This window comes from Bradyrhizobium sp. LHD-71 (genome assembly GCF_031157255.1).
Lineage (GTDB): Bacteria > Pseudomonadota > Alphaproteobacteria > Rhizobiales > Xanthobacteraceae > P52-10.
In genome coordinates, this window is record NZ_JAVIFX010000025.1 from 97,190 (window position 1) to 123,679 (window position 26,490).

Annotated in this window: 26 protein-coding genes; 14 read left to right on the top strand and 12 right to left on the bottom strand. The window is 62.5% G+C overall.

Annotated elements, in window-relative coordinates; translation table 11 throughout:
* Positions 1-97: 97 nt before the first annotated feature.
* A complete protein-coding gene (locus RCO31_RS25040) occupies positions 98-1,189 on the top strand; it encodes a hypothetical protein (RefSeq protein WP_308971298.1) in 1,092 nt (363 codons plus the stop codon).
* A 20-nt stretch (positions 1,190-1,209) separates the two neighbouring features.
* On the opposite strand, the gene RCO31_RS25045 is transcribed toward RCO31_RS25040, so the two are convergent.
* The gene (locus RCO31_RS25045; protein ID WP_308971299.1) at positions 1,210-1,428 is read right to left on the bottom strand and encodes a hypothetical protein; all 219 of its coding nucleotides are present in this window, start codon (positions 1,426-1,428) and stop codon (positions 1,210-1,212) included.
* Between the two features lie 241 nt (positions 1,429-1,669).
* Here RCO31_RS25045 and RCO31_RS25050 point away from each other — a divergent pair, with 241 nt between their 5' ends.
* From RCO31_RS25050 to RCO31_RS25095, 10 genes are all read left to right on the top strand, one after another.
* The gene (locus RCO31_RS25050; RefSeq protein WP_308971300.1) at positions 1,670-3,214 is read left to right on the top strand and encodes an ABC transporter substrate-binding protein; all 1,545 of its coding nucleotides are present in this window, start codon (positions 1,670-1,672) and stop codon (positions 3,212-3,214) included.
* A complete protein-coding gene (locus RCO31_RS25055) occupies positions 3,211-4,179 on the top strand; it encodes an ABC transporter permease (RefSeq protein WP_308971301.1) in 969 nt (322 codons plus the stop codon). Before RCO31_RS25050 ends, RCO31_RS25055 begins: the two co-directional genes overlap by 4 nt.
* Entirely contained in the window at positions 4,163-5,020 is an 858-nt protein-coding gene (locus tag RCO31_RS25060) for an ABC transporter permease (protein ID WP_308971302.1), read from the top strand. Before RCO31_RS25055 ends, RCO31_RS25060 begins: the two co-directional genes overlap by 17 nt.
* Positions 5,017-5,994 carry an ABC transporter ATP-binding protein gene (locus RCO31_RS25065; RefSeq protein WP_308971303.1) on the top strand — a complete coding sequence of 326 codons (978 nt, stop codon included), beginning with the start codon at positions 5,017-5,019 and terminating at the stop codon, positions 5,992-5,994. The genes RCO31_RS25060 and RCO31_RS25065 overlap by 4 nt, the downstream gene beginning before the upstream one ends.
* Positions 5,991-6,977, top strand: coding sequence for an ABC transporter ATP-binding protein (locus RCO31_RS25070; RefSeq protein ID WP_308971304.1), 987 nt, complete (start codon positions 5,991-5,993; stop codon positions 6,975-6,977). Before RCO31_RS25065 ends, RCO31_RS25070 begins: the two co-directional genes overlap by 4 nt.
* A gap of 30 nt (positions 6,978-7,007) precedes the next feature.
* Entirely contained in the window at positions 7,008-7,622 is a 615-nt protein-coding gene (locus RCO31_RS25075) for a hypothetical protein (protein WP_308971305.1), read from the top strand.
* 59 nt (positions 7,623-7,681) lie between these two features.
* A complete protein-coding gene (locus RCO31_RS25080) occupies positions 7,682-8,992 on the top strand; it encodes an alkyl sulfatase dimerization domain-containing protein (protein WP_308971306.1) in 1,311 nt (436 codons plus the stop codon).
* A 236-nt stretch (positions 8,993-9,228) separates the two neighbouring features.
* Positions 9,229-10,350: an acyl-CoA dehydrogenase family protein gene (locus RCO31_RS25085; protein ID WP_308971307.1), complete on the top strand. Its 1,122-nt coding sequence runs from the start codon at positions 9,229-9,231 to the stop codon at positions 10,348-10,350.
* Between the two features lie 195 nt (positions 10,351-10,545).
* Positions 10,546-11,811, top strand: coding sequence for an acyl-CoA dehydrogenase family protein (locus tag RCO31_RS25090; protein ID WP_308971308.1), 1,266 nt, complete (start codon positions 10,546-10,548; stop codon positions 11,809-11,811).
* Between the two features lie 408 nt (positions 11,812-12,219).
* Positions 12,220-13,392: an acetyl-CoA C-acyltransferase gene (locus RCO31_RS25095; protein WP_308971309.1), complete on the top strand. Its 1,173-nt coding sequence runs from the start codon at positions 12,220-12,222 to the stop codon at positions 13,390-13,392.
* 161 nt (positions 13,393-13,553) lie between these two features.
* Here RCO31_RS25095 and RCO31_RS25100 read toward each other — a convergent pair whose 3' ends face one another.
* The 3 genes from RCO31_RS25100 to RCO31_RS25110 all read right to left on the bottom strand — a co-directional run bounded on the left by RCO31_RS25100 (position 13,554) and on the right by RCO31_RS25110 (position 17,304).
* Positions 13,554-15,272: an AIPR family protein gene (locus tag RCO31_RS25100; RefSeq protein WP_308971310.1), complete on the bottom strand. Its 1,719-nt coding sequence runs from the start codon at positions 15,270-15,272 to the stop codon at positions 13,554-13,556.
* Between the two features lie 364 nt (positions 15,273-15,636).
* Positions 15,637-16,437 (bottom strand): hypothetical protein, encoded by an 801-nt coding sequence (locus tag RCO31_RS25105; RefSeq protein ID WP_308971311.1) that lies wholly within the window; start codon positions 16,435-16,437, stop codon positions 15,637-15,639.
* A 105-nt stretch (positions 16,438-16,542) separates the two neighbouring features.
* The gene (locus RCO31_RS25110; RefSeq protein WP_308971312.1) at positions 16,543-17,304 is read right to left on the bottom strand and encodes a hypothetical protein; all 762 of its coding nucleotides are present in this window, start codon (positions 17,302-17,304) and stop codon (positions 16,543-16,545) included.
* Positions 17,305-17,521: 217 nt separating this feature from the next.
* On the opposite strand from RCO31_RS25110, the gene RCO31_RS25115 reads away from it, so the two are divergent.
* Positions 17,522-17,866 (top strand): DUF6665 family protein, encoded by a 345-nt coding sequence (locus RCO31_RS25115; RefSeq protein WP_308971313.1) that lies wholly within the window; start codon positions 17,522-17,524, stop codon positions 17,864-17,866.
* A 36-nt stretch (positions 17,867-17,902) separates the two neighbouring features.
* Here RCO31_RS25115 and RCO31_RS25120 read toward each other — a convergent pair whose 3' ends face one another.
* The 8 genes from RCO31_RS25120 to RCO31_RS25155 all read right to left on the bottom strand — a co-directional run bounded on the left by RCO31_RS25120 (position 17,903) and on the right by RCO31_RS25155 (position 25,145).
* On the bottom strand, positions 17,903-18,742 hold the full coding sequence (locus tag RCO31_RS25120; RefSeq protein WP_308971314.1) for an ABC transporter permease: 840 nt from the start codon (positions 18,740-18,742) through the stop codon (positions 17,903-17,905).
* Positions 18,739-19,929, bottom strand: a complete 1,191-nt coding sequence (locus tag RCO31_RS25125; protein WP_308971315.1) for an ABC transporter substrate-binding protein — start codon at positions 19,927-19,929, stop codon at positions 18,739-18,741. The genes RCO31_RS25120 and RCO31_RS25125 overlap by 4 nt, the downstream gene beginning before the upstream one ends.
* Before the next feature lie 18 nt (positions 19,930-19,947).
* Entirely contained in the window at positions 19,948-20,724 is a 777-nt protein-coding gene (locus RCO31_RS25130; RefSeq protein WP_308971316.1) for an ABC transporter ATP-binding protein, read from the bottom strand.
* Positions 20,724-21,818, bottom strand: coding sequence for an acyl-CoA dehydrogenase family protein (locus RCO31_RS25135; protein ID WP_308971317.1), 1,095 nt, complete (start codon positions 21,816-21,818; stop codon positions 20,724-20,726). Before RCO31_RS25135 ends, RCO31_RS25130 begins: the two co-directional genes overlap by 1 nt.
* Before the next feature lie 17 nt (positions 21,819-21,835).
* Positions 21,836-22,408: a carboxymuconolactone decarboxylase family protein gene (locus tag RCO31_RS25140; RefSeq protein ID WP_308971318.1), complete on the bottom strand. Its 573-nt coding sequence runs from the start codon at positions 22,406-22,408 to the stop codon at positions 21,836-21,838.
* 184 nt (positions 22,409-22,592) lie between these two features.
* Positions 22,593-23,279, bottom strand: coding sequence for a site-2 protease family protein (locus RCO31_RS25145; protein ID WP_308971319.1), 687 nt, complete (start codon positions 23,277-23,279; stop codon positions 22,593-22,595).
* A gap of 253 nt (positions 23,280-23,532) precedes the next feature.
* Complete coding sequence (locus RCO31_RS25150; protein WP_308971320.1) at positions 23,533-23,916, bottom strand: hypothetical protein; 384 nt, start codon at positions 23,914-23,916, stop codon at positions 23,533-23,535.
* Between the two features lie 317 nt (positions 23,917-24,233).
* A complete protein-coding gene (locus tag RCO31_RS25155; protein WP_308971321.1) occupies positions 24,234-25,145 on the bottom strand; it encodes a phytanoyl-CoA dioxygenase family protein in 912 nt (303 codons plus the stop codon).
* A 48-nt stretch (positions 25,146-25,193) separates the two neighbouring features.
* Between RCO31_RS25155 and RCO31_RS25160 the strand changes: the two genes are divergently transcribed.
* Positions 25,194-25,709, top strand: coding sequence for an Lrp/AsnC family transcriptional regulator (locus tag RCO31_RS25160; RefSeq protein WP_308971322.1), 516 nt, complete (start codon positions 25,194-25,196; stop codon positions 25,707-25,709).
* Between the two features lie 86 nt (positions 25,710-25,795).
* Positions 25,796-26,056, top strand: a complete 261-nt coding sequence (locus RCO31_RS25165) for a GlsB/YeaQ/YmgE family stress response membrane protein (protein WP_308971323.1) — start codon at positions 25,796-25,798, stop codon at positions 26,054-26,056.
* Positions 26,057-26,490 lie beyond the last annotated feature (434 nt).

The window sequence follows — 26,490 nt, forward strand, 5'->3', positions numbered from 1 at the left end:
CGACCACTCTCGTCGCTTGATCGGCAACACGTTCTATATCCATTATTTGTTTTCTCTTGGCTGACTGAATTCCTTTCTGTGATTGAGGGCAGTCCGCATGTCCGAGCGCGAGCCGAAGCAGTGCGCTGAAACCGAGGCCGTGCGACAACGGGCTCTCGGCGAAATCTTGCGGATCTGGAGCGTCGACGCCGATGATGTGACGCCGACGGAATCGGGTTTCGATTGGCTGCCGGGCAGCCATCTCGTGCACGTCCGCATTCATGAAGACGAGCGCGAGGCGGTCGGCCCGCCGTTATTGCGCGTTGCCGTCAGGACGGAATTTCTGCGGTCCGTGCCGGTCCACGACACGCCGTTTATCCTCAAGGCGGGGCTCCTGGCCCAAACATTTTCGCCCACCTATTCCCAAGTCTATCCGCCGAGCGAGGTCGTCAGGAAATACTTCGACGGGCGACCAGCCGATATGGACATGTTTGCGTCGGCATACGTTGACGAGGACAACGTCGAATGGATGCCGGGCTTTTTGGCTCGGATGTCGATCATGCAGCCGATCAATGCCGAACTGCATTCAAGAGAAGTACAGTTTGACCCCTGGGGAACGCCAGCGTTGGCGACGGGCTCGCTGAGCGCGAGCGTCGACGAAGCTCTCAACGTCCACCACGACGGCATCATCCCTCAAGGAAAGGGGCCGAGCAGATGGAGTGGCTCAGACGAGTTTGAAGCGTACGTCGAGGAGTGCGGCAGGAGTGAATTCTGTCTTGGATTCAGCACCGAACAAGGCATGTCGTTCGAGACGCCGTTTGGTGCGGGGACCGCTCTCGTCAGGTTCAATACGGATCAAAGCGACTGTCAGCTGGGCAACGGCCTTACAGTCGAAACCCAGATTTCGGGATGCGACAGCTATCAGACGGTTTGCTACGCGGCAGCATGGCTGAACTACTATGAATCGATCCTCTGGACCGATTTTCCTCAGCTCGGGCGCTGGCATCCACTCGCGATATCAGAAAAGCGGACGAACCTTGCCCACACGGTCTTCATTCCGAATGCGCTCTTCGCTCATGGCATGGTCTACGGGCTTGGTCTCGCGGCGATCGAACGCGTCGGCTGGGCGCGCGAAAGGCTTCTTCCGAACGAAAAGGATCTGACCATGATCGAAATCATGGGAAACCGGTTCGGTCGATCATTCCGCTAGAGCGCTTTCCGGAAAGCGCTCTAGATTCGTTTGTTTGGTCGCATTTTCTGCGGAAAACCGGTGTCCACTTTTCCGGAAAATGCTCCTAGGCTGGACTGCCCGGCCCGCTGCTCGGCCTCTCGCGCCTTCGGGCCCGGCCCGCGCATGTAGTATTTTGACGGCTCGTAGCTGCGCTCGAAAATTTTCAAAAGCGCGGCCGTCGCGCGGCTGAGAAGCAGTTTTGCCTGAGCAATGAGCATTGTCGCAACGTCCGCAATAGCAAGTCCATCGCGGCGCGATTCGCGCCGTTCGTAAACTGACATACCCCGGTCTGGTGACAGCCTGCTGATACTACCGAATCTCGGTGCGCTGCAAGACCAAAGTCAAACTATTTGCATTTCGTTATGAGATTTAATATTTCTTCGCCACAGGCAGGAAGCGACGCCTCGGCGCCCGCCAAACAATAAGCGACAAGCGCACCAGAAGTCAGGGGAGGAAGTCATGGGAGAATCCCATCCGGTCTTCGTTAACGCGGGCAGGATCGGCCTTGCGACTTTCGTCGCAACCGCTGTTGCCCTGCTGGTCTCGGCCGGAGCGCCGCGCGCGCAAGAGCCGAAAAAAGGCGGGTCCGTCAGCATCTCGATGGAATCCGACCTGCCGACGCTCGACCCGCTGGGCTTCGCCTCGTTCAACGACCGCAATGCCGGCCTCCTCCTCTACGACACCCTGCTCGACATCGATGCCAAGGGTAACGTCATCCCCAACATCGCCGAGCGGATCGACGCATCCGAAGACGTGACGTCGTTCAAATTGACGCTGCGCAGCGGGGTGAAGTTCTCCGACGGCACGGCCTATGACGCCGCCGCCGTGGTGAAGAACTTCCAGCGGATAATGGATCCGAAGAACCGCTGCCGCTGCGTCTCGGACCTGTCCACCATCGCTTCGCTGGAAGCGACCGGACCGCTCGAGGTCGTCATCAAGATGAAGTCGCCATCGGCGCACTTCCCGGCGGCACTGGCCGACGTCGCCGGCATGGTCGTCTCACCCGCAGCGGTAGAAAAGTACGGCGCCGACTTCGGCAACCATGGCGTTGGCGCCGGTCCCTTCAAATTGAAGGAATGGCGGCGCGGCGCGCAGGTCATCTTCGAACGCAACCCGGATTACTGGCGCAAGCCTCCGTATCTCGACGAGGTCGTGCTGCGGCCGATGCCCGACGAGCAGACGCGCTACGCCAGCCTCAAGGCCGGCAATCTCGACATCGTCACCAACGCCGCCGCGCGCGACCGGGTCGATGCCGCGCAGGAAAAGAGGTTCCAGATCCTCAATCCCGGCAGCCTCGCCACCAGCTTCATCCAGGTGAACATGGGCGCGCCCGATGTCTCCGACATTCGCGTCCGCCAGGCCCTCGCCTACGCGCTCGACCGCGTCGCGCTGAACCGCGCGCTCAATCGCGGCCTCTACAAGATCGCCAACACGCCGTTCGGGACCGGGCTGTTTCCGCACGAGGCAGTCGACGGCTATCCCGCTTACGATCCGGCCAAGGCGAAGAAGCTGGTTGAAGAGTACGGCAAGCCGATCAAGATCAAGCTCTCGATCAATGCCTCGCCGGTCAACGCGCTTGCGGGCCAGGCCCTGCAGCAGATGTGGAAGAAGGTCGGCATCGAGACCGAGATCATCCCGCTCGAGCAGGTGCAGCTCGTGCGCACCGCCGCGTCGCGCGACTACCAGGTGATGCTGTACCGCTGGGCCGGTGGCGCCGATCCCGACAAGAACGTGCACCAGTTCTTCCACTCGAAGGGCACGGTCAACCGGGTCAACTTCAACAATCCGGAGATGGACAAGCTGCTGGATGCCGCCCGCGCCACCACCAACAAGGAGGAGCGGCTGAAGATCTACCGGAGCGTCAACAATCTCCTGGCGAAGGAACTGCCGTACCTGTTCCTCTGGTATTTCGATAACGTTGCGCTCGCCAATCCGGCGGTCAAGGGACTGACGCCGGTGCCCGACGGCCTGCTGCGCATGCATGCGGTCTGGAAGGACAAATGATCGGCTCGCAGGCCGCGCGCCGCCTCCGCAATCAGCTCTTGACGCTCGTCGCAATCGTCTTCGCGGCGACGGCGCTGACTTTCGCCGTCACCGAGATCCTGCCCGGCGATGCGGCTGTGGCGATCCTCGGCGACACGGCGACGGAAGCGGAGATCAAGTCGCTGCGCACCGAGCTCGGCCTCGACCGGCCGCTGATCGTGCGCTACGCCGACTGGCTTTCGAACGCGCTGACCGGCGATCTCGGCCGCTCCTACCGCACGCGCGAGCACATCTCGACGATGATCGCGCAGCGGCTGCCGGTCACGATCGAGCTGATCATCATCACGCAGATCATTGCGCTCGGCCTTGCGGTGCCGGCCGGCATCATCGCCGCCTATCGCAACCGCTCAGGTGTCGATCATGCGCTTGGCGGCGTTTCGATCGGGCTGTTGTCGACGCCCGCCTTCGTCATCGGCATCGGCTTGATCTACACCCTGTCGGTCGCGCTGGGCTGGTTTCCCGCATCCGGCTACGTGCGACCGAGCGACGGTGTGCTCGGCAACCTGCAAAGCATGTTCCTGCCTGCGCTGACATTGGCGCTGGCGGAGTTTCCCGTCTACATGCGGCTGCTGCGCGCCGACATGATCGCCACCCTGCAGCAGGACTTCATCCTGGTCGCGCGCGCAAAGGGCCTCGGTGTCCGCGACATCCTGGTCGGGCACGCGCTCCGGCCCTCTTCACTGTCGCTGGTCACGGTGATCGGCATCAACCTCGGCCGCCTGGTCGGCGGCGCGGTGATCATCGAGACGCTGTTCGCCATTCCCGGCATCGGCCAGATGCTGGTCAACGCCGTGTACCAGCACGACCACTTCGCCATTCAGGGCGTGGTGCTCGTGGTCGCCACCGGCTTTGTGCTCATCAATCTCGCCGTCGACATGGCCTATGCCCTGCTCGACCCACGGGTGCGTCATGGCGTCGATAGCTGACACCACCGCCATTGCGCGACCGCGCCGCCGCCGCCTCGAACTCGGCATCGTCCTGGCGCTGGCGTGGCTCGTCCTGCTGGTCGTGCTGGCCGCGCTCGGTCCCATCATCGGCATCCAGAATCCGGATGATGGCGATCTCCTCGACATCCTGTCGCTGCCGACGGCGGCGCACTGGCTCGGCACCGACTCCCTCGGCCGCGACACCTTTGCCCGTGCGGTCTATGGCGCACAGGTCTCACTCACCGTGGCGCTCGGCAGCGTCGGCATCGGCCTCGCGCTCGGCGGCACGCTCGGGCTCATCGGCGGCTATTTCGGCCGCTGGCCAGACCGGCTGATCATGGGGGCGATGACGGTGCTGCTCTGCTTCCCCGGCATCATCCTGGCCATCGCGCTCGTCTCCAGCCTCGGCCCGAGCGTCGGCAACGTTACCTTCGCGATCGGCGTGATCTTCGTTCCGGCGTTCGCCCGCATCGCCCGTGCCAACACCTTGAGCCTGCGCAGCCGCGAGTTCGTGCTGGCGGCGCAGTCCCTCGGCGCGAAGCTGCCGCGCATCCTGATCCGCGAGATCCTGCCCAACCTGATGCCGGCGCTGCTCTCCTACGCCGTCGTCATGCTCGGCGTCGCCATCCTCGCCGAAGCCGCTCTCGGCTTTCTCGGCCTCTCGGTGCGGCCGCCGCAACCGAGCTGGGGCGGCATGATCGCCGCCGAGCGCGGCAACCTCGCCGAAGCGCCACACGCGGTGTTCATTCCGGCCGCGGTGATGTTCCTCACCGTGCTGGCGATCAACTGGCTCGGCGAGGCCACCCGCCGCCTGTTCGACATCAGGGCGCAATCGCTATGACCGAACCGCTGCTCAAGGTCCGTGATCTCTCGATCCGCTTCGACACGCCGCGCGGCCTCGTACATGCGGTGAACAATGTCAGCTTCGACCTGATGCCAAGCCGCACGCTGGCGATCGTCGGCGAATCCGGCTCCGGCAAAAGCGTGCTCTCGCGCGCGATCCTGCGTCTTTTGCCGGAAGCCACCACCCGCCGCTCGGGGCAGGTCCTGTTCGACGGCACCGACCTCGCAAGCCTGCGCGAACCGGACCTCCGCAAGGTGCGCGGCAAGGACATCGCCATGATCTTCCAGGATCCGATGTCCTCGCTCAATCCGGTGCTGACGATCGAGCAGCAGATCGGCGAAGTGCTGGAGCTGCATCTTGGCCTCCGCCCCGCCGAGCGGCGCCAGCGCACCATCGCGCTGCTGCGCTCGGTCGGCATTGCCGCGGCCGAGCAGCGGCTCAAGGAGTATCCGCATCAACTGTCCGGCGGGTTGCGCCAGCGGGTGATGATCGCGATGGCGCTCGCCTGCCGGCCGCGCCTCCTGATCGCCGACGAGCCGACCACCGCGCTCGACGTCACCATCCAGATGCAGATCCTGGTGCTGTTGAAGCGCCAGCAGCGCGAGACCGGCATGGCGATGATCTTCATCAGCCACGATCTCGCCGCCGTCGGCGGCATCGCCGATGAGGTCGCGGTGATGTATGGCGGCCGCTTCGTCGAGCAGGCGCCGACCGATGCCTTCTTCCATCGGCGGCTGATGCCCTACAGCGAGGCACTGTTGAAGGCGCGGCCCGACCCGTTCGCCCCGCGCGGCGCCCGCCTCGAAGCGATCGGCGGCCGGCCGCCCGACCTCACCGCGCTTCCGCCCGGCTGCTCGTTCGCCGCGCGCTGCTCGCGCAAGCAGCCGGACTGCCTGCAGGCCGTCCCGCCGCTACGCGCCGAAAGCGGCCGCCGCTATGCCTGTTTCCACCCGCTCCTGAGCGTCGCATGACCAGTTCGCCCGCCCTTGAGGTCGCCCACCTGAAGCGCAGCTTCCACCGTCCTGATGGTCGCCTAGTGACGCCGGTGGACGACGTCAGCTTCACCCTGGCGCAAGACGAGACGCTGGGCCTCGTCGGCGAGTCAGGCTGCGGAAAGTCGACGCTGGCGCGCGCGTTGATGCAACTGCCGCCGCCGACCTCAGGCTCGGTGAGAATTTCCGGCGAAGAGCTGTCGCAGCAGTCCGCGCGCGCCCGGCGCGAGGCGCGGCGCAGGCTGCAGATGGTGTTCCAGGACCCGATCTCCTCGCTCAATCCGCGGCGGCGGATCGCCGACGTGGTGGCGGAGCCGCTGGAGATCTGGGGTGCCGGCGGCGCGGAGCGAAACCGTCAGCGGATCGTCGATGCGTTGAACGAGGTCGGATTCGATGCGGACACCGTCTGGTCGCGCCGGCCGCACGAGATGTCCGGCGGCCAATGCCAACGTGTCGCGATTGCGCGCGCGCTGATGCTGGAGCCGACGGTGCTGGTGCTGGACGAGCCGGTGTCGGCGCTCGACGTCTCGGTGCAGGCGCAGATCCTGAACCTGCTGCTCGACATCAAGAGCCGCCGCTCGTTCAGCATGATTTTCATCAGCCACGACCTCGCCGTGATCCGCAACATCTGCGACCGCGTCGCGGTGATGTATCTCGGCCGCATCGTCGAGATCGGCCGGACCGAGGACGTCTATCGCAATCCGCAGCATCCCTATACGCGCGCCCTGCTCGGCTCGGTGCTGGCGCCGGGGCAGAAGCTGCCTGACGAAGAAGTCTTGAGCGGCGACCTGCCCTCGCTGATCGATCCGCCGAGCGGCTGCCGCTTCCGCACGCGCTGCACGCGGGCGAGCGAGCGCTGCGCGATCGAGGCTCCGGTGCTCGACCAGGCCGCGCCCGATCACCGGGTCGCCTGCCACCATCCGCTCGGTTTTCCGCAGGCCGAGCTCCGTCAGTCCATGTGACATTCCCCAAGCACTGAAAAGGAATAGCTGTTGTCAGACCTGAACTATCGCGTCCTGCGCTTCGACGAGCTCACCGTTCAACGCAATTGCGGCGAGGCCGTCGCAAAGGAGATCAGGACGAGCGGCGTCGCCGGATCGCAGACGCTCGGCGTCTTCCTGCCGATGATCGGTGTCAGCGCCAACGTGGTGACCGACATCAGCAACTGGACCGCCGAGCCGCCCGCGGCGAACTACGGCTCTGGGCAGATCGTCAGCGTCCGCACGCGGCTGTTCGATACGCTGGCGCGCGGCCAGCAGCCGTGCACCGCCGACGGCATCTACACCCACCGCTGGTTCATCGTCACGCCCGACAACGTCAAGGCATTGACCGACCTCAGCGTCGAGGCCTGGAACACGATGGAGGCCGACAGCGATGCGCGCATCGCCGGGTTCTGGCTCGATCGCGAGCGTAACGCCAAGGGCGAAGCCGTCGTGCTCATGATCGTCTATTATCCAAGCCTCGCGATCTGGGATGCGACCCGCTACTGGAAGCCCAAGCCGAAGGACCACGCGCAGCCGAACCGCGACGTCTGGGGCGGCAAGTTCGCGCAGCGCCGCGAGATCCTGATGGATTCATGGGTCACGGTGCACCGGCTCGCGAAGTGAGGCGAATACAAGCTTCGGAGCGGAGCAGACAGCGAGCAATAATGGTTAGGGAGGACATCATGAGTGACGATCTGCGTGCCATCGGCGATGCCTGCTGGAGCTCGTTCCGCTTTCCCGACTGGCAGCGCGCCATCGGCAGCTCGAAGGCGACACAGGTCGCCGACGACATGGTCTACATCGCCACGCGCGGCGTGGTCGGCAACATCACCGCTGTTCGCACCAGGGACGGCCTCGTCGTGTTCGACACCGGCAGCGCCTCCACCGCGCAGCAGATCTACGACACGCTGCGCGGCTGGGATGCGGGCCCGATCCACACGGTGATCTTCACCCATGGCCATGTGGATCACGTCATGGGCGCGTCGCTGTTCGAGGAGGAAGCGAAGAGACGCGGCCACCCCAAGATCCGCTTCATCGGCCAGCGCAACATGCCGGCGCGCTTCCGCCGCTATGTTGCGACCGCAGGCTTCAACACCAACATCAACGGCCGCCAGTTCGGCGTGCCGGATTTCCAGTGGCCGAAGCAGTTCCGCCATCCCGACCTGACCTACGACGACACGCTCGAGTTCAGCGTCGGCGGCGTCACCTTCGAGCTCAACCATGGCCTCGGCGAGACCGACGATCACACCTGGACCTGGATCGCCGACCGAAAGGTGATCGTGTCGGGTGATTTCGTGATCTGGGCCGCGCCCAACAGCGGCAATCCGCAGAAGGTGCAGCGCTACACCAAACCATGGGCCGAGGCTTTTCGCGCCATGGCTGCAAAGAACGCGGACATCCTGGTGCCCGGTCATGGGCCCGCGATCTTCGGCGCCGACCGCGTCGCGACGCTTCTGGCGGACGGCGCAAAATTCCTCGACACGGTGCACGACCAGGTGCTGACGCTGATGAACGCCGGCAAGACGCTGGATGAGATCGTGCAGGCGGTGAAGATTCCGACCGACCTGCTGACGCGCCCCTACCTGCAGCCGACCTACGACGACCCGGAATTTCTCGTCCGCAACATCTGGCGTCTCTATGGCGGCTGGTGGGACGGCGATCCGGCACACCTGAAGCCCGCGTCAGCGTCTGCGCTTGCGACCGAGCTGGCACACCTCGCGGGCGGCGCCGCGAAGCTTGCGCAGCGCGCGGCCGAGCTCGCCGCAAGCGGTGACCTCCGCCTCGCCGGCCACCTCGCCGAGTTCGCCGTGCGCGCCGAACCCGCGAATGCGGACGCGCATCGCACCCGCATCGAAGTCAACAAGCAGCGCGCCGCCGCCGAGACGACGGTGATGGCCAAAGGCGTGTTCAACGGCGCCGTGCGCGAGTCGCTGGCGGTGGTCGACCCGGCACAGCTCGAGGCCCGGCCGCGAAGGAACGTTGGGATTGGGTGATAGAGCACGGCCCGTGCGCCGTAGCCCGGGTGCGCGCAGCGACACCCGGGGCTGACGCTCCCCAAGTATCACCCCGGATGTCGCTGCGCTCATCCGGGCTACAAGCACGTGCCCCCGTCCGTTTCTTCCAGATATGCGTGCGGCGAAGTGGACGGGCGGGCCCGGCGTGCTAAATCGGGGCCCACATCGGCGCGGCCATACGGCCCAATTCAATTCGTCCGGGAGGGTTTTCTCGCATGCAATTCAGCTTCACGAACGAGCAGGAGGATTTTCGCGGCATCCTCCGGCGCTTTTTCAGCGCCCGGTCGCCGTCCTCCGAAGTCCGCAAGCTGATGGAGACGGAAGCGGGTTTTGACCGCGAAACCTGGAAGAAGCTCAACCAGGAACTCGGCCTGACCGCCGTCCACATCCCGGAAGCCTATGGCGGCCAGGGTTTCGGCTGCGTCGAGCTCGGGATCGTGCTGGAAGAGATGGGCCGCGTGCTTTTGTGTGCGCCCTACTTCTCCTCCGTTGTGCTGGCGGCGACCGCCATTCTGAATGCTGGAACGGAAGAGCAGAAACGCAAGCTGCTGCCGGCGATCGCCGCCGGCGACACGACCGCGACCCTCGCCTTCACCGAAGACAACGGCCTGTGGGACGCATCCGGCGTGGCGATGACCGCGACCGGGACCAAGCTGAACGGCACCAAGAGCTTCGTCGTCGACGGCCACACCGCGGACCTGATCGTCGTGCTGGCACGGCAGCCGGGCACGAGCGGCGACAAGGGTCTGTCGCTGTTCACCGTGCGCGGCGATGCGCCGGGCCTGAAGCGCACGCCATTGAAGACGATGGACGCCACCCGCAAGCTGGCGCGGCTCGAGTTCAAGGACGTCGAGGCGGAGCTGCTGGGCGAGGCCGGTCAGGCCGCCGCGCCGTTTGCAAAGACCATGACCCAGGCGGTCGTGTGCCTTGCCAACGAGATGGCCGGCGGCGCCGACCACTTGCGCGAGACCTCGCTCGAATACGCGCAGATGCGCATGCAGTTCGGCCGGCCGATCGCCGCGTTCCAGTCGATGAAGCACAAGCAGGCCGACATGCTGGTCGATGTCGAGACCGCAAAGTCCGCCGCCTATTACGCAGCCGCAGCGTTTGACGACAACGCGGCCGACCTCACCGCGGTCGCCTCCCTCGCCAAGGCATGCGTGGCGGAGGCTTATCTGCAGACGGCGGTCCACGCGATCCAGGTGCGCGGCGGCATCGGCTTCACCTGGGACGAAGACACTCATCTCTGGTTCAAGCGGGCGAAGAGCTCGGAGGTCTTTCTCGGTGACGCGAACTATCACCGCGAGCTGATGATGCAGCATTGGGCCGCCGCATGAAAACGATCCTGCGCAGCACACCGTCATTGCGAGGAGCGGAGCGACGAAGCAATCCAGCGCTGCGGTTGCGGCAAACTAGGACTGGATTGCTTCGCTACGCTCGCAATGACGGGAGCTGGCTGGCACGCTGAGAAGCGGGCAACGGCTTTCGGATAATAGCATGCGCCAACAAAACAACGTTTCAAGGATTGCACGATGAGTGAGCCAACCGAAGCAGACGTCCGCGCCGAGGTCTCAGCCTGGCTGAAAGCGAACTTCAATCCCGATTACGGCCTGGTCGAGTGGCGGCTGAAGCTGGTCGAGTCCGGCTGGGGCGCCCCGCACTACCCGAAGGAATGGTATGGCCGCGGCCTGCCGGTGAAGTTCAATGCGGTGGTCGACGAGGAGTTCGCCAAGATCGGCGCCGTCACCGTCTGCCGCGCCGGCATCCGCACGCTCGCTGCCGCCACCATCATCGATCACGGCACCGACCTGCATAAAGAGAAATTCCTGCGCCGCATCCTCACCGGCGAGGACACCTGGTGCCAGCTGTTCAGCGAGCCGGGCTCGGGCTCGGACATGGCGGCGGCGACGACGCGCGCCGAACTCAAGGGCAACAAGTGGATCGTCAACGGCCAGAAGGTGTGGACCACCAGCGCCCACAAGGCCGACTGGGCGTTGCTGCTGGCGCGCACGGACTGGGATCAGCCGAAGCACAAGGGCCTCTCCTACTTCCTGCTCAACATGCGCCAGCCCGGGGTGAACGCGCAGCCGCTGAAGCAGATGAACGGCCACGCCTCGTTCAACCAGGTGTTCATCACCGACGCCGAAATCGAGCCCGAGCTGCAGATGGGCAAGAACGGCGAAGGCTGGAAGATCGCGACCACGACGCTGATGCATGAGCGCCGCGGCGCCGGCGCGCTGCGCACCTGGGCGATGCCGTCGACCCGCACGGGCCGCATCTACCGGGAAGAGAACGCCGAGATCGCGACGACGATGGAGCCCTACAAGTGGTATCCGCAGCGCGCGGGCCGCGTCGACCTGCTGCTCGATCGGGCGAAGGCCACGGGCAAGATCAACGATCCGGTCGTCCGGCAGGAACTCGCCAAGGTTCTGGTGCTGTCGAAGTCCGCCGAATGGACGGCGATGCGTGCGCGCGCGGCCCAGGCACTCGGCCGGCCGCAGGGTCCGGAAGGCTCGCTCGGCAAGCTGCTCGGCAGTCACGTCGCACGTGCGGCAGCGCGCGTGCACACGATGATCGACGGCGCCAATGCGATGCTCACCGGCAGCGACGGCACGCTGGACGGCGTGATCGCCGAGGTCCTCGTCTCGGTTCCCGCCACCTCGATCGCCGGCGGCACCGACGAGATCCAGCGCAACATCATCGCCGAGCGCATCCTGCAGATGCCGAAGGAGGCAGACCCGTTCGCCAACAAGCCGTTCCGCGACGTGCCGCGGAACACGGTGTCGAAAGTCGGCTAGCAGAGCCATCGCTAGCGGTGACGCGAAAAGCCTGCCAGATGCACGGCAGCGTCCCCTCTCCCCGGTGGGGAGAGGGCTAGGGTGAGGGGGACACGGCGCCGGTCGTGCGAAGACTCTTCACGATGTGCCTGCGTGCGAGATCACCCCGCATGACTCAGAGATCGAAATGAACTCGGTAGCCCCTCACCCCATCCCTCTCCCCGCCGGGGAGAGGGAGCAGACTCGGTTCGCGGCGACACTGATTGCCGCATACTCGACAGCCGTGATCGGCTAGTCAGACACAAAGTTGTCGCTATGCGGTCCTCGTACCGCACAGCGAAAATCACTCGCCGAGTGCGGTTGGAAAAAGCGAATTGTCAGCCGCAGCCCGGCGGGTCATAGTGCCCCCTCCCCAAGGAGATCAAAAAAATGCGTGAAGCCGTCATTGTATCCTATGCCCGCACGGGCCTCGCGAAATCTGTCCGCGGTGGTTTCAACATCACGCCGCCCATGACGATGGCGGCCCATGCGATCAAGCATGCGGTCGAGCGTGCCGGCGTGGACAAGGACTATGTCGAGGACTGCTATCTCGGCAACTGCGCGCATGGCGCCCGCAACATCGGCCGTGAGGCCGCTCTCCTCGCCGGCATGCCGAAGACGACCGCCGGCGTCTCGGTGAACCGCTTCTGCTCGTCGGGCCTGCAGACCATCGCGATGGCCGCAAACCACATCCGTTCGGACGGCGCCGACTGCATCGTCGCCGGCGGCGTCGAGAGCATCTCGCTTCCGGGCGGCGGCATCCCGAAGGATGCGCAGGATCCCGAGATCCTGAAGTATGCGCCCGACATCTACATGGCGATGATCGACACCGCCGACATCGTTGCCGAGCGCTACAACGTCAGCCGCGAATACCAGGACGAGTACTCGCTGGAATCGCAGCGCCGCATGGCCGCCGCGCAGCAGGCCAACAAGTTCAAGGACGAGATCGTCCCGATGAAGACCAAGATGAAGGTCGTCAACAAGGAGACGAAGGAAGAGAGCATCGTCGACTACGAAGTCACGCGTGACGAGTGCAACCGTCCGGACACGACGATGGAAGGTCTTGCCAAGCTCGAGCCGGTCAAGGGCCCGGGCAAGTTCATCACCGCCGGCAACGCCAGCCAGCTCTCCGACGGCGCCGCCGCCGTGGTGCTGATGGAGGCCAAGGACGCCGAGAAGCGCGGCCTGAAGCCGTTGGGCCGTTTCGTCGCCTGGGCAACCGCCGGCTGCGAGCCCGATGAAATGGGCATCGGCCCGGTGTTCGCCGTGCCGAAGCTGTTGAAGCGCCACGGCCTGAAGGTCGATGACATCGACATCTGGGAGCTGAACGAGGCTTTCGCCAGCCAGTGCCTCTACTCGCGCGACCAGCTCGGCATCGACCCGGCCAAGTACAACGTCAACGGCGGCTCGATCGCCATCGGCCATCCCTTCGGCATGACCGGCGCCCGCTGTACCGGCCACCTCCTCCAGGAAGGCGCCCGCCGCAAGGCCAAGTGGGGCGTCGTGACCATGTGCATCGGCGGCGGCCAGGGCGGCGCGGGGCTGTTCGAGATTTACAGCTGAGGTTGGTGAGAGAGTTGAGATAAGGTGTGCGGGCCCGGCGAAAGCCGGGCCCGCTTTCTTTTAGCGAAGTCTTCTCATGACCGGCTTGTCGGGGCGAACCAGCGTGAATTTAGAGCCTTCCTGGCGCAATGCATGGCCGGTGGGGTGGAAGGGAAGGCGCGTTAGCGCGCCGTCGCCCTGTCGCATAGAGCAATTACCTTCTCTGTAAATGGCTGTGTTCGTATATTGTCGCGATTAAAGTCCCCTCCAGCAGCTCTCTCAACGATTTTAGCTGCCTTGGCGCAGAGATGGTCCGCCTTGGTGTTGTCCCACAGCGCCCTTTGAACGATGTCACAATACCTCTGCATCTCGTGGGCATTCATCCGCGGCAATTGGCTTGGGTTTGCTAGCAGCCGCATCGCAAGCAGAATATGGAAGCGGGCGGCCTTTAGTTTTGAATCTAATCGCTGAGTTCGGAAGTTAACGTCGAGCTTGTAGAGCCCATAGGCAGCCACATAATATGGTTCTAGCCGCTGTCCTTTGGCGAATATCTCTTTACCAATACTTTCGCGAAGTGATTGATAGCTGCGAGTTGTTTGATGAGGGACGCTCATGAACATTGCGCCGACAGCTCGGACCAAGTTGCGATGAGCTACGATGCGAGTCGCATGAACATTTTGAAGGCGCGAGTATTGTCCTGAGCGTCTCTCATAATAGAGCCTATGCGACTCCGGTTGCGTCAGGAAGTAATCTTCGAGTTGCTCGGCGAAATCCGTAAGTGCAAAAAACTGGTCGTCCTCCACCTTTGTCTGTCTATTGGTGCCTCGGATTATGGATTTTATGACGTCTTCGTCTTGGGTCGCGACAATTCGCAGCGGAATAAGAAGCGAGTCATCCGCTTTATCACGACTATCAAATAGAACATGTGTTGTCTGACATCCATTCACAATCTGGAAGTCCTCGATCTGAAAACGATCTCGCCGCAGCGCTCGGAGCGAGCGAGCGATCATCGTGATTCCATTGTTCATGATTACGAAGCGATCCCTATTACCGGACAAGACGGTGCTCCGAATCTCCTCATTGACGGGGGCCGTGTAATCTTGCCAGTCGCGAACGTTCTCATAGAAGATACTGCCCAGAAGTTCGCCCTCGTCATCGCTAACGACAGAAATGAACTCGCTGAGTGTAATGAAGCCAATGTAGGCCTCAGACACGCCCGTAATTTCAGGCAGGAGTGTGCGGTTTGAGAAAGTGAATTCTGCGCTAACCGCATTCTTGGTTTGGCGGTAGAGTTGCTGAACGCCCTCGGCGCCAATGCAACTGATTGAAACATCCCTAAATATCTTTAGCGACCGCAGATCAGTTTCTATCGCTGCACGGCGCGCTTCTAGATCAGCATCGTTTTGCCAAGTTCCAGTCGTAACATAATAAAGCCTGCAGATCGGGTTGCCTGGCCGAAACTTCGTTCCGCTTCGATACAAAGCGTCCATGATTTCAGCTGCATTCTTGATGGCCTCGTTGCGCGTGAGCTTTGGTGTCGGTTCAAAAAAATCCTTAACACCGAAACCAAAATCACTCAGCTTCTTGCCATCAAAGCTGGCCCCCCGATCTGCCTGCACAAAAATAAATGAGACGTCAAAATGACCGCTTAGGTCCGCATGTTCCGCGAGGCTTTCCACATCGACTATCAGGGAGCCGTTTACGAGAATTGCAATAGCGTCGATACCGGTATCGCCTGAACCGCCGGTGTGAACTTCGTCGGTCACGAAGGCCTCCCCGTTGTAGTGGCGACGCACCGTCACAAAAGACGCAAAGTGTTCAAACTTCTTATCCGGAGATAACCCCGTCAGTTCATGCTCGGATGCGAAATCTGCCAAGAAGGACTCAGTAACTCGGTCCATGCGAGTCTCCACTCGATTGTTAGGGAAAATGCGCCAATTCGTTCATTCGGTCAAAGTTGGCCTGAGTGAAAACCCGATCACCGGCCTCATCATTGCCTTGAGTTGTCGGACGAAAAAGCCGCTCGCGACGTGCTAATCATCGTGGCGGCCGGCGGATAAGCTTTGACTCGGAATGGAAGTAGCGAGACGGGTACTTGACGGAACGTGTGTCCTCCGCACCAAGTGCCCGCATACGTTCGCGCATCGCCCTACCGTTCCATACGCTCTGAGGATGGTGTCGAAGCACGGACGCTCTGCCGTCAGCTTATCCATCGATATCTCCCTTCAGTGGGACCGACCTCCGATCTCCTTGATCAATACCGAACTAAGCAGAGGATCGCTCGACTTGAGAAACGAGCCTTCCAATCTGATGAGCCAGTAAATCTCTCTGTTCGTCGCTGAGTCCGCTACGGAACGCAGCCTCTAGAATCGCATCATCGGTAAAATCTGTGTTTGCGACTCCCGGTAACCGTCTTACTTGTTCGAGTATTCGCTTTTGCTGGTCTGCCGTTGCTGGAGAGGTAAGAGGAAATGTGAATGTGGACGCCCTAGCGGCCGGCCCCGGATGCACTACTTGCTTCCGCTGTTGAATTGCAATTTGCTTCACTTCTGCTCTTAGAGCTCGCATCTCTTCGAGAAGATATGTTTCGCCGGAGACTTCCTTCTGCTCGAGCTTCGCGACTGTAAATTCGCCAAAGTGCTTCAAGAACGTCGTGTATCTCGGATCCGCAGCGGCTTTGTGAGTTCCCTTGATTTTCTCGATAAGTTTCAGCTTGAAATCCGCGATCTGAGCAAATCGCAAGTCGCGCGGATAGGGGATATGCTCAATCGGAGAAGTATCGAACGAGTAGGTCGTCTTATCGTCCTTGACGATGAGCGTTGGCTTATCGAACGCGAGACGCATGCCTAGTTCGAACATAACATTCGGATTCTTGCCGCTAACGTCACAGACAACAATGGGATTGTCGTAGATATTCTGAATGATCCTCTTCTGAATTATCCCAACATCGTCGGCGTTGCTGACGAGATTTGGTGTAAAGCCTGCGGCTTCGATCGCGTCCGAAAGGATTGCGAGCACCTCGGCCCAATGAGCCTCACTCAACCCGTCGAGCGCCGAGATCGGCATTATCAGACCACAAGTAGGCTTGTCGACGCTATCAGGCACAGTGCACTTGCCCCCTCACCCCTTGGAGATCAAACTTTGATTGACGCAATCGCAACCAAATCATGGCTACCTCGCCGGCCCCTGCGAAACGTCAATCACATGCCGGTCGTTGCCAACCTGAAGCGTCAGAACATAGTTCTTCGACGCATCACCAGCCCCATCAACGGGCGGAGCCAAGTGCAACTGGCCGCCATACCACTCGCCGGGCATCAGTGTGTTGTCCTTGATGACCGACTGTTCGAGCATCGCCATGTTCGCTTGGCCGCGTTCGATGGTCGCGGAGATCACGGCTTCGTTCTGCGCGGCGGCTGTGTTCTGAGCTATCGCGGCGGCGGTTGGGCTGTAGAACGTGCCGCTGGTGGTGTACGTGCGGCCGCGCGGGCCGATTGTTGTGGACTCGTATGATCCATAACCGGCGCGCGACGCGTTGTACGCATTCGCGCCGACGACGAGGCCGGCCAATATGGCGCGGCCAACCTGGCGATTGCGCTCTTCCTGCACAAGCGCATCATAGGTGATGACCTGCATCGGATAGGCTTGCTCGCCGACCATCTGGTTGGCTTCGACTTGCGACGTCAGGAAATTCACCGGCTTCGGCGACATGTTGTTGATGCCGACAACGAAGACCGGCCGCCCACCCGTTTGAACCTGGCGCGAAGCCGGACTGACGAGAACCAGCGAGTTCTTCTGGCGCGAAACAAGGGCGTTTCGACCGTCCCGAATGATCGCTTGTTGATTGGCGTTCGACGCCCGGAATGAAACTGTTTCTTGTGTGACGCAGCCGACAAGCGGCAAGGCGGCGATAGCCACCATCCCCCATTTAAACACGACGTAAACTCCCCTAGCCCGCAAGGATGATTCCGCAATCAGGGCGGGAACGCAAGCCGTCGAAAGAACGAGCCTTGCGGTGCGGGCGCAGATTTTCCAAAAACCGATGCCATCTCGGGACCTGATCCGGCCCGGGCTCCTCCCCACGACAGCCGTTGCCGTTGAAGAACCTCCTGCCCGCCAATAGAATAAGGGAGCCTGGCAGGAGCAGCTCCCTATGGCGTCGAGTCTACTGCAGTCCGGATACGCAACGCTCGAATACGAGATCGCCCAGGAGAAGGCGTCGGCGCTCGCGCGGCTGGGCCAGCAATTGGAGAGCGCGCTGACCGCGCTTGCTGCGCATCCGCGAACTGCCGATTCCGATCAGAAGACCCGCAGGCATCTCGTCGAGCAGGCGGGACATGCGCTCTGGCACTTCGCCGTGCAACGCGAGGCTTGCGGTCTCAACAACATCGGCCATGTCCTGCAGGTCTACAAGGTGCCACGCGAAGTCTATGCCTGCATGAATCCACCGGTCTTGGCGGGCGCCCGGCCGGCAGAGGCCGCAACGGATGGCGCATAGAATCTAGCCCTGCTGACCGATACTGCTCCGATCCCCCTACGACACGCGCGGTTGGCGTGAGCCGGGTGCGGCAAGCTGGTACAGCGCACGCGCAGACATATCGAGCAGGAAGCCGAGAAATCCGATCAGCAGCACGACTGCCATCAATTCGGAATAGGCCAGCCGGTCGCGGGTATCCAGGATGAAGTAGCCGAGGCCCGCCGAAACGCCGAGCATCTCGCAAGGCACCAGAACGATCCAGATGACGCCGATGGCAAGCCGCAATCCCGTCAGGATGTGGCTCAGCACGCCGGGCACGATGATGGTCCGCAGCGTCTCCCAGCGCGTCGCGGCGAGGCTTTGCGAAAGCCGCAGCCAGCTCGGATCCAGCTTGCGCACCGCATCCGCCGTGTTGAGCAGGATCGGCCAGACCGCTGCGAAGGCAAGCAGGAAATAGATCGGCGGATCGCCGACGCCGAACACCATGACCGCAAGCGGCATCCACGAGAGCGGCGAGATCATGCGCAGGAACTGAAACGCCGGCGACGTCGCCTCGTTCAGCTTCGACCAGCTTCCGACGGCAAGCCCGACCGGAACGCCGATCGCAAGCGCCAGCAGCAATCCGACCAGCACGCGCTTCAGGCTGACGAGGATATGGACCGGAAGATCGGAGCCGATCAGCAGCGATCCCAGCGTCGGGATTGCAGTCCCGGGTGAAAACTTCCGCGCGAAGCTGCCTTCCGGCGGCAGGATATCGGTGCCGATCCACCAGAGGCCGAGCAGAACCGCAAGCCCGGCCAGGGCAAGCGCAAATCGGGTGAGCGCGGGATGCAGTCCCGCTCTCACATCCGCAGATGCGTCCCGTGTTCGCTGAGGTGCGGTTGCAACCAGTGTCACGCGACAACGACCTCCTGACGCGAGAAATCGTTCGGCAGGCCGAAGGCGGCTAGGCCACCGGCCGCGGTGACGGCCTTCTTGACGAAGGTGTCGTCCACCAGCTCGCGCGCCGCTGCGGCCGGGTCGAGCTGTGCCAGGAATGAGCGGTCGCCATCCACCAGCGTATCCTTCAGACGGCGCACCAGCTCTTCGGTATAGCTCGGGAACGGATAGGGCTGGAAATCGATCCGTCGCTCCTTCCAGTCCGGGTGCTGGATCGCGCCGGATTTGACATAGGCTGCAATGTCGGCGTCCGAAGGCGCGAGCACCTTGGCGAGCACCTCTTTGGTGTGTGGCGTATACTTGTTCTCGCCGTCCTTCGACAGCATTGCAGCAGTCTCCGCGCGGTTGTCGCGAGTCCAGAGCTGCGCCTTCACCATTGCGTTGACGACCTTCTGCGTCCATTCCGGCCGCGTCGTGAGATCTTTTTCATGCATGAAGACGACGCAGCAGGCGTGGGCCTTCCAGACGTCGCTGGTGAAGCGGAGCACCTTGCCGACGCCGAGCGTCTCGGCCGCAGCGTTGAACGGCTCGGCGACGATGTAGCCGGCGATCCGCTTGTTCGCGAGCGCGGGCACCATGTCGGACGGCGACATTACGACCAGCTCGACCTCGTTTGCGGAGGGTGCCGAACCGGTGCGCTTCTGCACCGGCACGAGGCCGTTCTCGCGCAGCATCGCCTGAAGCACGACGTTGTGGATCGAGTACCAGAACGGAATGGCGACGGTCTTGCCGCCCAGCTCCTTCACCGAGTTGACGTCGTTCGCGACGCTGAGGCCCGAGCCGCTGGTATGATTCCAGGCCACCACCTTCGCCGGCACCTTGCTGCCGAACCGCGCCCACACCGTAATGGGCGACAGAAGATGGACAACGTTGACCTGACCGGCAATGAACGCCTCGGCGATCTGTGCCCAGCTGCGGAAGAGCACGGGCTTCTCCACCTTCACGCCCTCGGCCTCGAACAGGCCCTTTGCGTGCGCCACGAGCAGCGGCGTCGCATCCGTGATCGGCAGGTAACCGATGCGCAGCGGCGCGTCGGCCTCCTGGGCGCGCGCCTCATAAGTACGCAGGAAAGGCAGCGCGCCGCTCGCGGTGAGCAACGCGGAGAGACGCAGCATGTCACGACGGCTGAAATCGTCTGTGGGCATCGGTACTTCCTTCAAAGCTCAGTGACGCCGGGCCATCGCACGGCGCAATGTCGTCAGGACCTCGACTCGCAGCGCGCCGAGCTCGGCAACGTAGTCTTCGCGCGGCTTGGGAAGCTCGATGGTCCAATGCCCGACTTCGCGTGCGGGCCCGCCGCCAAGCAGCACGATACGGTCCGAGACGAGCAGCGCCTCGTCGATGTCATGGGTGATGAGCAGCGCCGCGGTGTCGAAGTCGCGCACGATCTTAAGCAGGAGCTGCTGCATTTCCGACCGCGTCACTTCGTCGAGCGCGCCGAACGGCTCGTCGAGCAACAGGATTTCCGGCTTACGCGCGAGACAGCGCGCAAGCGCCGTGCGCTGCGCCATGCCGCCGGAGAGCGCCGAAGGATAGAGGGACCGCGCATGTGACAGGCCGACCTCGTTGATCGCGACATCGACGCGTGCGCGCCGTTCGGCCGCGCTCAACTTCGGCTGATGCTTGAAGTCGAGCCCAAAGGCGACGTTCTTTTCCAGCGTCAGCCACGGCAACAGGCTCGGGTCCTGAAACGCGATCGCGACGCGCGGATGCACGCCCTGCACGGGATTCTGGTTGATCGTCACGACACCGTCGATCGACTGCTGCAACCCGGCGAGCACGCGCAGGAGGCTCGACTTGCCGACACCGCTTGGACCAAGCAGCGACACGATCTCTCCCCGTCGCAACAGAAGATCGAAGTCGGACAGCAGGTTTGCGCTCTGGCCGGGATAGCGAAGGCCGATCCCTTTCGCTGCGAGAACCGCATCGTTCGCCAACATCACGCAACCTCGCTGGCGGCTCGCATCTCGGCCTGCGCATGGAGCGCGGATTTAAGCTGGACCAGGCTCGGCGTGATCAGCGGAATGAATGCGACTTCGCGCAGCCGACGCTGGGTCCCCTCACCCGGCTTCAACAGATAGGCGGCACCGCCGCAGGCCTGCAGCTCAAGCTGCAAAGCCTCGGCAGCAATATCGGCCAGCGCGATACGGATCTGGAACAGGCTTGCCGCCTGCTCGACAAATCGTCCGCGTCGCAATCCGTCCGCAAGCGATGCCACCTGGGTTTGCAAACTCACGGAGAGGTGTTCCGCCGGTTCATGCAGAATGCCGCGGGCCTTGCCGAGCTTGCTTTTCGTTTCCTTCAAGGCACGACGCGCCAGACCGATCGACATGCCACATTGCAATCCAAGGAAGGCCGGACGCACGCGCGGCAGCCATTCGCTGGCATTCATGTGCAGGATCCGGTCGGGTCCGATTTGCACGCCCTGAATGGCAGCAGCCGCGGTGTTGGTCGCCCGCATCGCCATCAGTTCGAGATCGGGCGAGCGCAGGAGGCCTTCGTCTTCGGACGACAGCACGGCAACGAAGGCCGGGCCATGTCCCGCGCCTTCGACCGCCGCGGCAACGTCGAAGCCCTGCGGCCGCAGGTTCGTGACCCACGGCATCTTGCCGTCGAGAACGAGGTGCCTGCCGTCACCGGCGTCGCGCGCCTTGATTTGCAACTCTTCGATGCCCGCGAGGAACTTCATGGCGTTGGAGAGACCGGTCGCGCCGGCTCGGCGCCCCGCGATCAGGTCAGGCAGCAGCCGCTCGCGAAGCGCCGCGTTCGGGCTTTGCAGCAGATACTCGATGAAGGTCCGGTGACCCCAGAACACGAAGCCCGCGGCCAGCGATTGCTCGGACACCGTGGCGAGGGACTCGATGGCATCGACAACGTCGCCACCGCTTCCGCCGATGTCCTTGGGGACTCCAATGCCGAACAGCGACGCGGCCGCCAGCGCCGGCAGCACGCTCGCCGCCTCGACGGCGCTTTCGTCGAGCCGCGTCGCATTTCCGGCGAGCCAGACTTCCAGGTCGTTCGGCGATCCTGACATCGTTACAGGTCCCGCCTCTACTCTGCCGCGGCCTGGACCGGGCTCTGCCACGCATATTGCGACAGCTCGGGATTGAGATCGGTCTGGGCGAGATTGTTGGCGAAGTTGCACAGCGTGGCGAGGCTCACGCCGAGGATGACCTCGAGGGCGTTGGCTTCGGTGAAACCGGCGCCACGAAACGCTGCAAGCTCCGCATCGTCGACATTGCCACGCGAGCGGATGACCGCGCGCGTGAAGTCCGCAACCGCGTTGAGGCGCTCATCCGAGACCTTGGTGCCATTGCGCAATGCGTCGACGACGTCATCGGTCAGCTTGGCCTGCTTATAGGCGATCGCGGTGTGCCCCGCGACGCAGAAGCCGCAACCATGAACGGCGGCAGCGGTGATCTGCACCGCCTCACGCTCGGCGAGCGACAGAGAGCTCCGCGCATTGATGGCGCCGACCGTCTGATAAGTCTCCAGTGCAACAGGCGCGTTGGCGAGAACACGCACGAGGTTCGGCAAGAAGCCGTTGTTCTTCAGCGCGGCCTGCAATCTCGGCCTTGCCTCTTCGGCGGCATTCTCGATTGTGGGCAGGGACAGGCGGGCCATCTTCGAAACTCCTGCATGGCTTGAAAAATCTGGCGATGCCTCGTGAACGGGCAGGCCTTGCTATACAACGGGGCAGCCAGAAAAAGGGCCCGAAGCTCAATGGTTTACGGGAGAGATGTTGCAGGTGCGGAAGCGCGCGTAGAATTTTGTTCTACGTGCGAAAGGGCGCGAGCAGCCACACCCTTCAGGTGTTGCCGGTCACCAGCAAGACCATGCGAATGACGAAGCCCGTCGCCGCGCTGATGGCCTGAGACGCAAAGTTGAGATTGGCGCCGAGCTGACTTCCCAACAGAGGAATGAGGATGACGAGCGTGATCAGGATCAGCATCCCGTAAGGCTCGAGCCGTGCGAGCGGACGGGCGATGACGTCCGGAAGGATGCTCACCGCGATCCGCCCACCGTCGAGCGGGGGTAACGGAAACATGTTGAACACCGCCAGGATCGCGTTGATCAGCACCGCATTCTTCAGGTTGTCGAAGATCCATTGCGCGGCGGCGGTCGGCGCCAGCCCAAGCAGGTGAAACGACAGCGCGGCCAGGATGGCGAGCGCGATGTTCGTCGCGGGGCCCGCGATCGCGACCCACGCCATGTCGGCCCGCGGGTTGCGCAAGGCCGAGAAGTTCACAGGCACCGGTTTCGCATAGCCGAAGATGAACGGCGACTGCGACAGAACGAGCACGCCCGGCAGAATGACCGTGCCGAACAGATCGATGTGCTTGAGCGGGTTCAGGCTGACCCGGCCGAGCCGCGAGGCCGTTTCGTCGCCGAAATATCGCGCCACGAACCCGTGCGCCGCCTCGTGAAAGGTGATCGCCAGCAGAACAGGCAGGATCCAGACCGAGGCGGTGTAAAGCGAAATGCCAGAGAACAATGGACGTCCCTCTCAAACGGCTACATTTGAGTATGCGACTATTACCGGGACGTTAGTCTTACCTCGCCAAATGAACAGGCCGACAGGCTTTCAACTCGTCATCCACAAGTCCGGGGGCCGTTGTGAGAACGACCAGCGGCTGGGCGAGTCTGCGCCGCAGTTCATATCATGATCGAGGCCGGTCACGGGACACGTGACCGGCCTCCACCAATTTCGCGAAAAACAGCGCGCGATCACGCGCTGCGTTTATCGGCTACCAGCGATAGCCTCCAGTCCCGACGCCGACGGTCACACCAGGCGCATGAATGCCGATGTCAGCAGGCGGACGGTGATCATGGTAACGGCGCTCGATTACTCGCGCGCGCGGTGCAGCGTCGTACTCGATGTAGCGCTGCGGCGGTGCGTAATCGTCATCATCGTCGTCGTCACGCTCGATGATCACGGTCTTGCGGCGCGGTTCACGCCAGCAGCGGTCGAACTCGTCGCAGACCATGCGAACACGTTCGACCATCGGCGCCTGGCCGGCATAATATTCAGAGGTCATCAAGTTGTCGGCGGCTTGCGCATTGGTGCCGAGCAAGACACTTGCACCCAAGGCACTTGCACCAATGGCGGCCGAGATCAGTAGCTTCTTCATGACGCATCCCTCTGCGATGGTTAATGGAGGCAAACCCAACACTTTGCCGATCGTTCCTGGAACTGCGCAGAAAGTGGATTGCATGCACACGTTGGCGCAACTGATCCTGAATGCGGCCGCCTCAAGAGCAAACTTCGGATTCGATAAGGACACCGGCAGGTCACAATTCCCGCGTCGCTCAAGGATTCGGAAGTACCGATGGATTCGCGGCGGAATGTTCGAGCGACTTTCTGCACGACGACGCGGAATGTTTCAGAACGCTTTGCCCTCGAATCCGCAAGCATCGCCCGGTCCAGTTGCGGTCAGGACAGCCGCCATCATGCCGCAACGACCGGCTTAGGATTCCGACGCCTGCCGCTGTCGCAATAACCGTCGAGCCACGCCGTCCGCGTCGCGTCATCCGACCACAGCAATGGAAAGAAGCTCTCGTCGAGTGAAGGATCATCGGTCCGCTGATAGCGGCGATAGATGTAGCCGCCGGGCCGATCGCTGAAGCGTGCATCGGCGGGCACCATGTGAATGCCGATGGAGCGACGCATGCGATCGCCGGTCGTATTGGGACCGGAGCCATGCCAGATCTCGCCGGCATGGAAGACGCAAGATCCGGCAGGCACCTCGATCAACACCGGCTCCGGAAGCGCGACGCCGGCACTGACGGCGGCGGCTTTCATCTGCGCGCGATAATCATCCTGCCCGTGAAATGTCTCCGGCAACGGCGTGAGCGGCCACAGGTGCGAGCCGGCAACATATTCCAGCGTCCCTGCATCCCGATGCGTGTCGTCGAGCGTCACCCAGCATGTCACCGTCAGCGCCGGGTCGAGGAAATCCATGAACGATGAGTCCTGATGATAAGCGATCGACCTGGTCTTTGGCGCCTTCCACCAGATCGTGTCCTGTCCGAGCCGGACACCTCGCCATCCCGTCAATCGCGCAGCCGCACGGCCGACGTCGGCGGAGAGCGCGAGCTTCGCGACGGTGAGATCCGCCTTCCAGGCATTGGCCATATGACGCGTCACATCGGGAAGGCTCATGCCCTCGCGCCAGTACCATTCATCCGGATAGACGCCGGTGTCGAACTTGCCGGCGAAGAGATTGGGGAAGCTCTCGCGCAAAGCGGCGATCCGATCGTCGCTCAAGAAGCGTTCGACGATCAGATAGCCATCGCGACGGAAGCGTTCGATGTCAGCCTCACTGAGGCGGGTGAGAAGGGGCAGGTCAAAAGCGGGCATGCCGATGTCCGTCTGTTCATTTTGCGATAATGCGATATTATCGTCGGCATGAACGATGCTCGAACGAATGAATTACGGAATCCGGCGCTAGATACCGACCTTGACCGAACGGATGTCGGCATTCTGAGCCTGCTGCAGAATAATGCCCGGCTGTCCGTGAAGGAGATCGCCGCGGAGGTTGGCCTCGCGCCCTCCTCGACGCATGAGCGAATCCGACGGATGCGCGATAGCGGCATCCTTCGCGGCACGCATGTCGAAGTGGACCCGAAAGCGCTCGGGATCGGGCTCGAAGCCCTGTTCATGATCGAGCTGGCGAAGCACAAGCGCGGCACGGTCGACAAGTTCATGGATGACATTGTCAACGTGCCCGAGGTGCGCTCGGCCTTTCTCGTCACCGGACGCTACGACATCGTGGTCCATGTCGTCGTGCAGGATACGCAGCACCTGAAGGATCTGGCCCTGGACCAGTTCACCAACCGGGCCGGCGTCACGCGCATCGAGACATCGATCATCTTTGATGCCCGGCAGAGATACGAGCTGCCGGTCTTCCGTCCATTACGGTAGGAGCCTGCCCTTAAACCGCCTAGATGTATGGAACCCGGGCCAGCATTAATCGTTTACCTTCGTGACTCACAGTGCTGGAGGCGAAGATGGACGACCAAGGCGTCGGGTGGATCGCAGCGATCATTATCGGCGGCATTGCCGGGTGGCTTGCCGAGCAATTCATGCACAGCAACATGGGGATGATCATGAACATCGTCCTCGGGATCATCGGCGCGGCTGTCGCCAGTTTCCTGTTCGGACTGCTCGGAATCAATCTCGGCGGCTGGCTGGGGTACCTGATCGCCGGATTCATCGGCGCATGCATCCTGATCTTTGCGGCCCGAATGTTCAGTACGCGAACGACCTGAAAAGAGGTCCGCCCGCGCGAACGAGCGGCCCAGAAGCAGCCCGAGCGGCGGCTCAAGTCTAGGGAGCCTAAAGGCGGCGGTCCGGCATCAAGCCGGGCCGCTTGTCCTGTGCCGGAAACGACAAAGGCCCGGCCTTGTCCGCCTCTCCCGGGCGATTTTTCATCACCATCTGAAACCATCTTTTCTATGCGGTCGGCTTGCGCCATGGGTTCCAAGCTGCCGCCGGCGCCTCCCGAAGATCTGCATGGGGCTCATAACGAGGGCTGATGGCAAGGCGAGCCTGAACGCCCTAGTGTCCCGAATCCGAAGTTCGCTGTACTTTGCAGCGAGCTCAGAGCGAACTTCGGATTCGATCAGGACACTAGCAAGTTTATGATTCTAGTGTCGTTTATGGATCAGAAATTCGCACGATGGACTCGCGGCAACGATGGCGC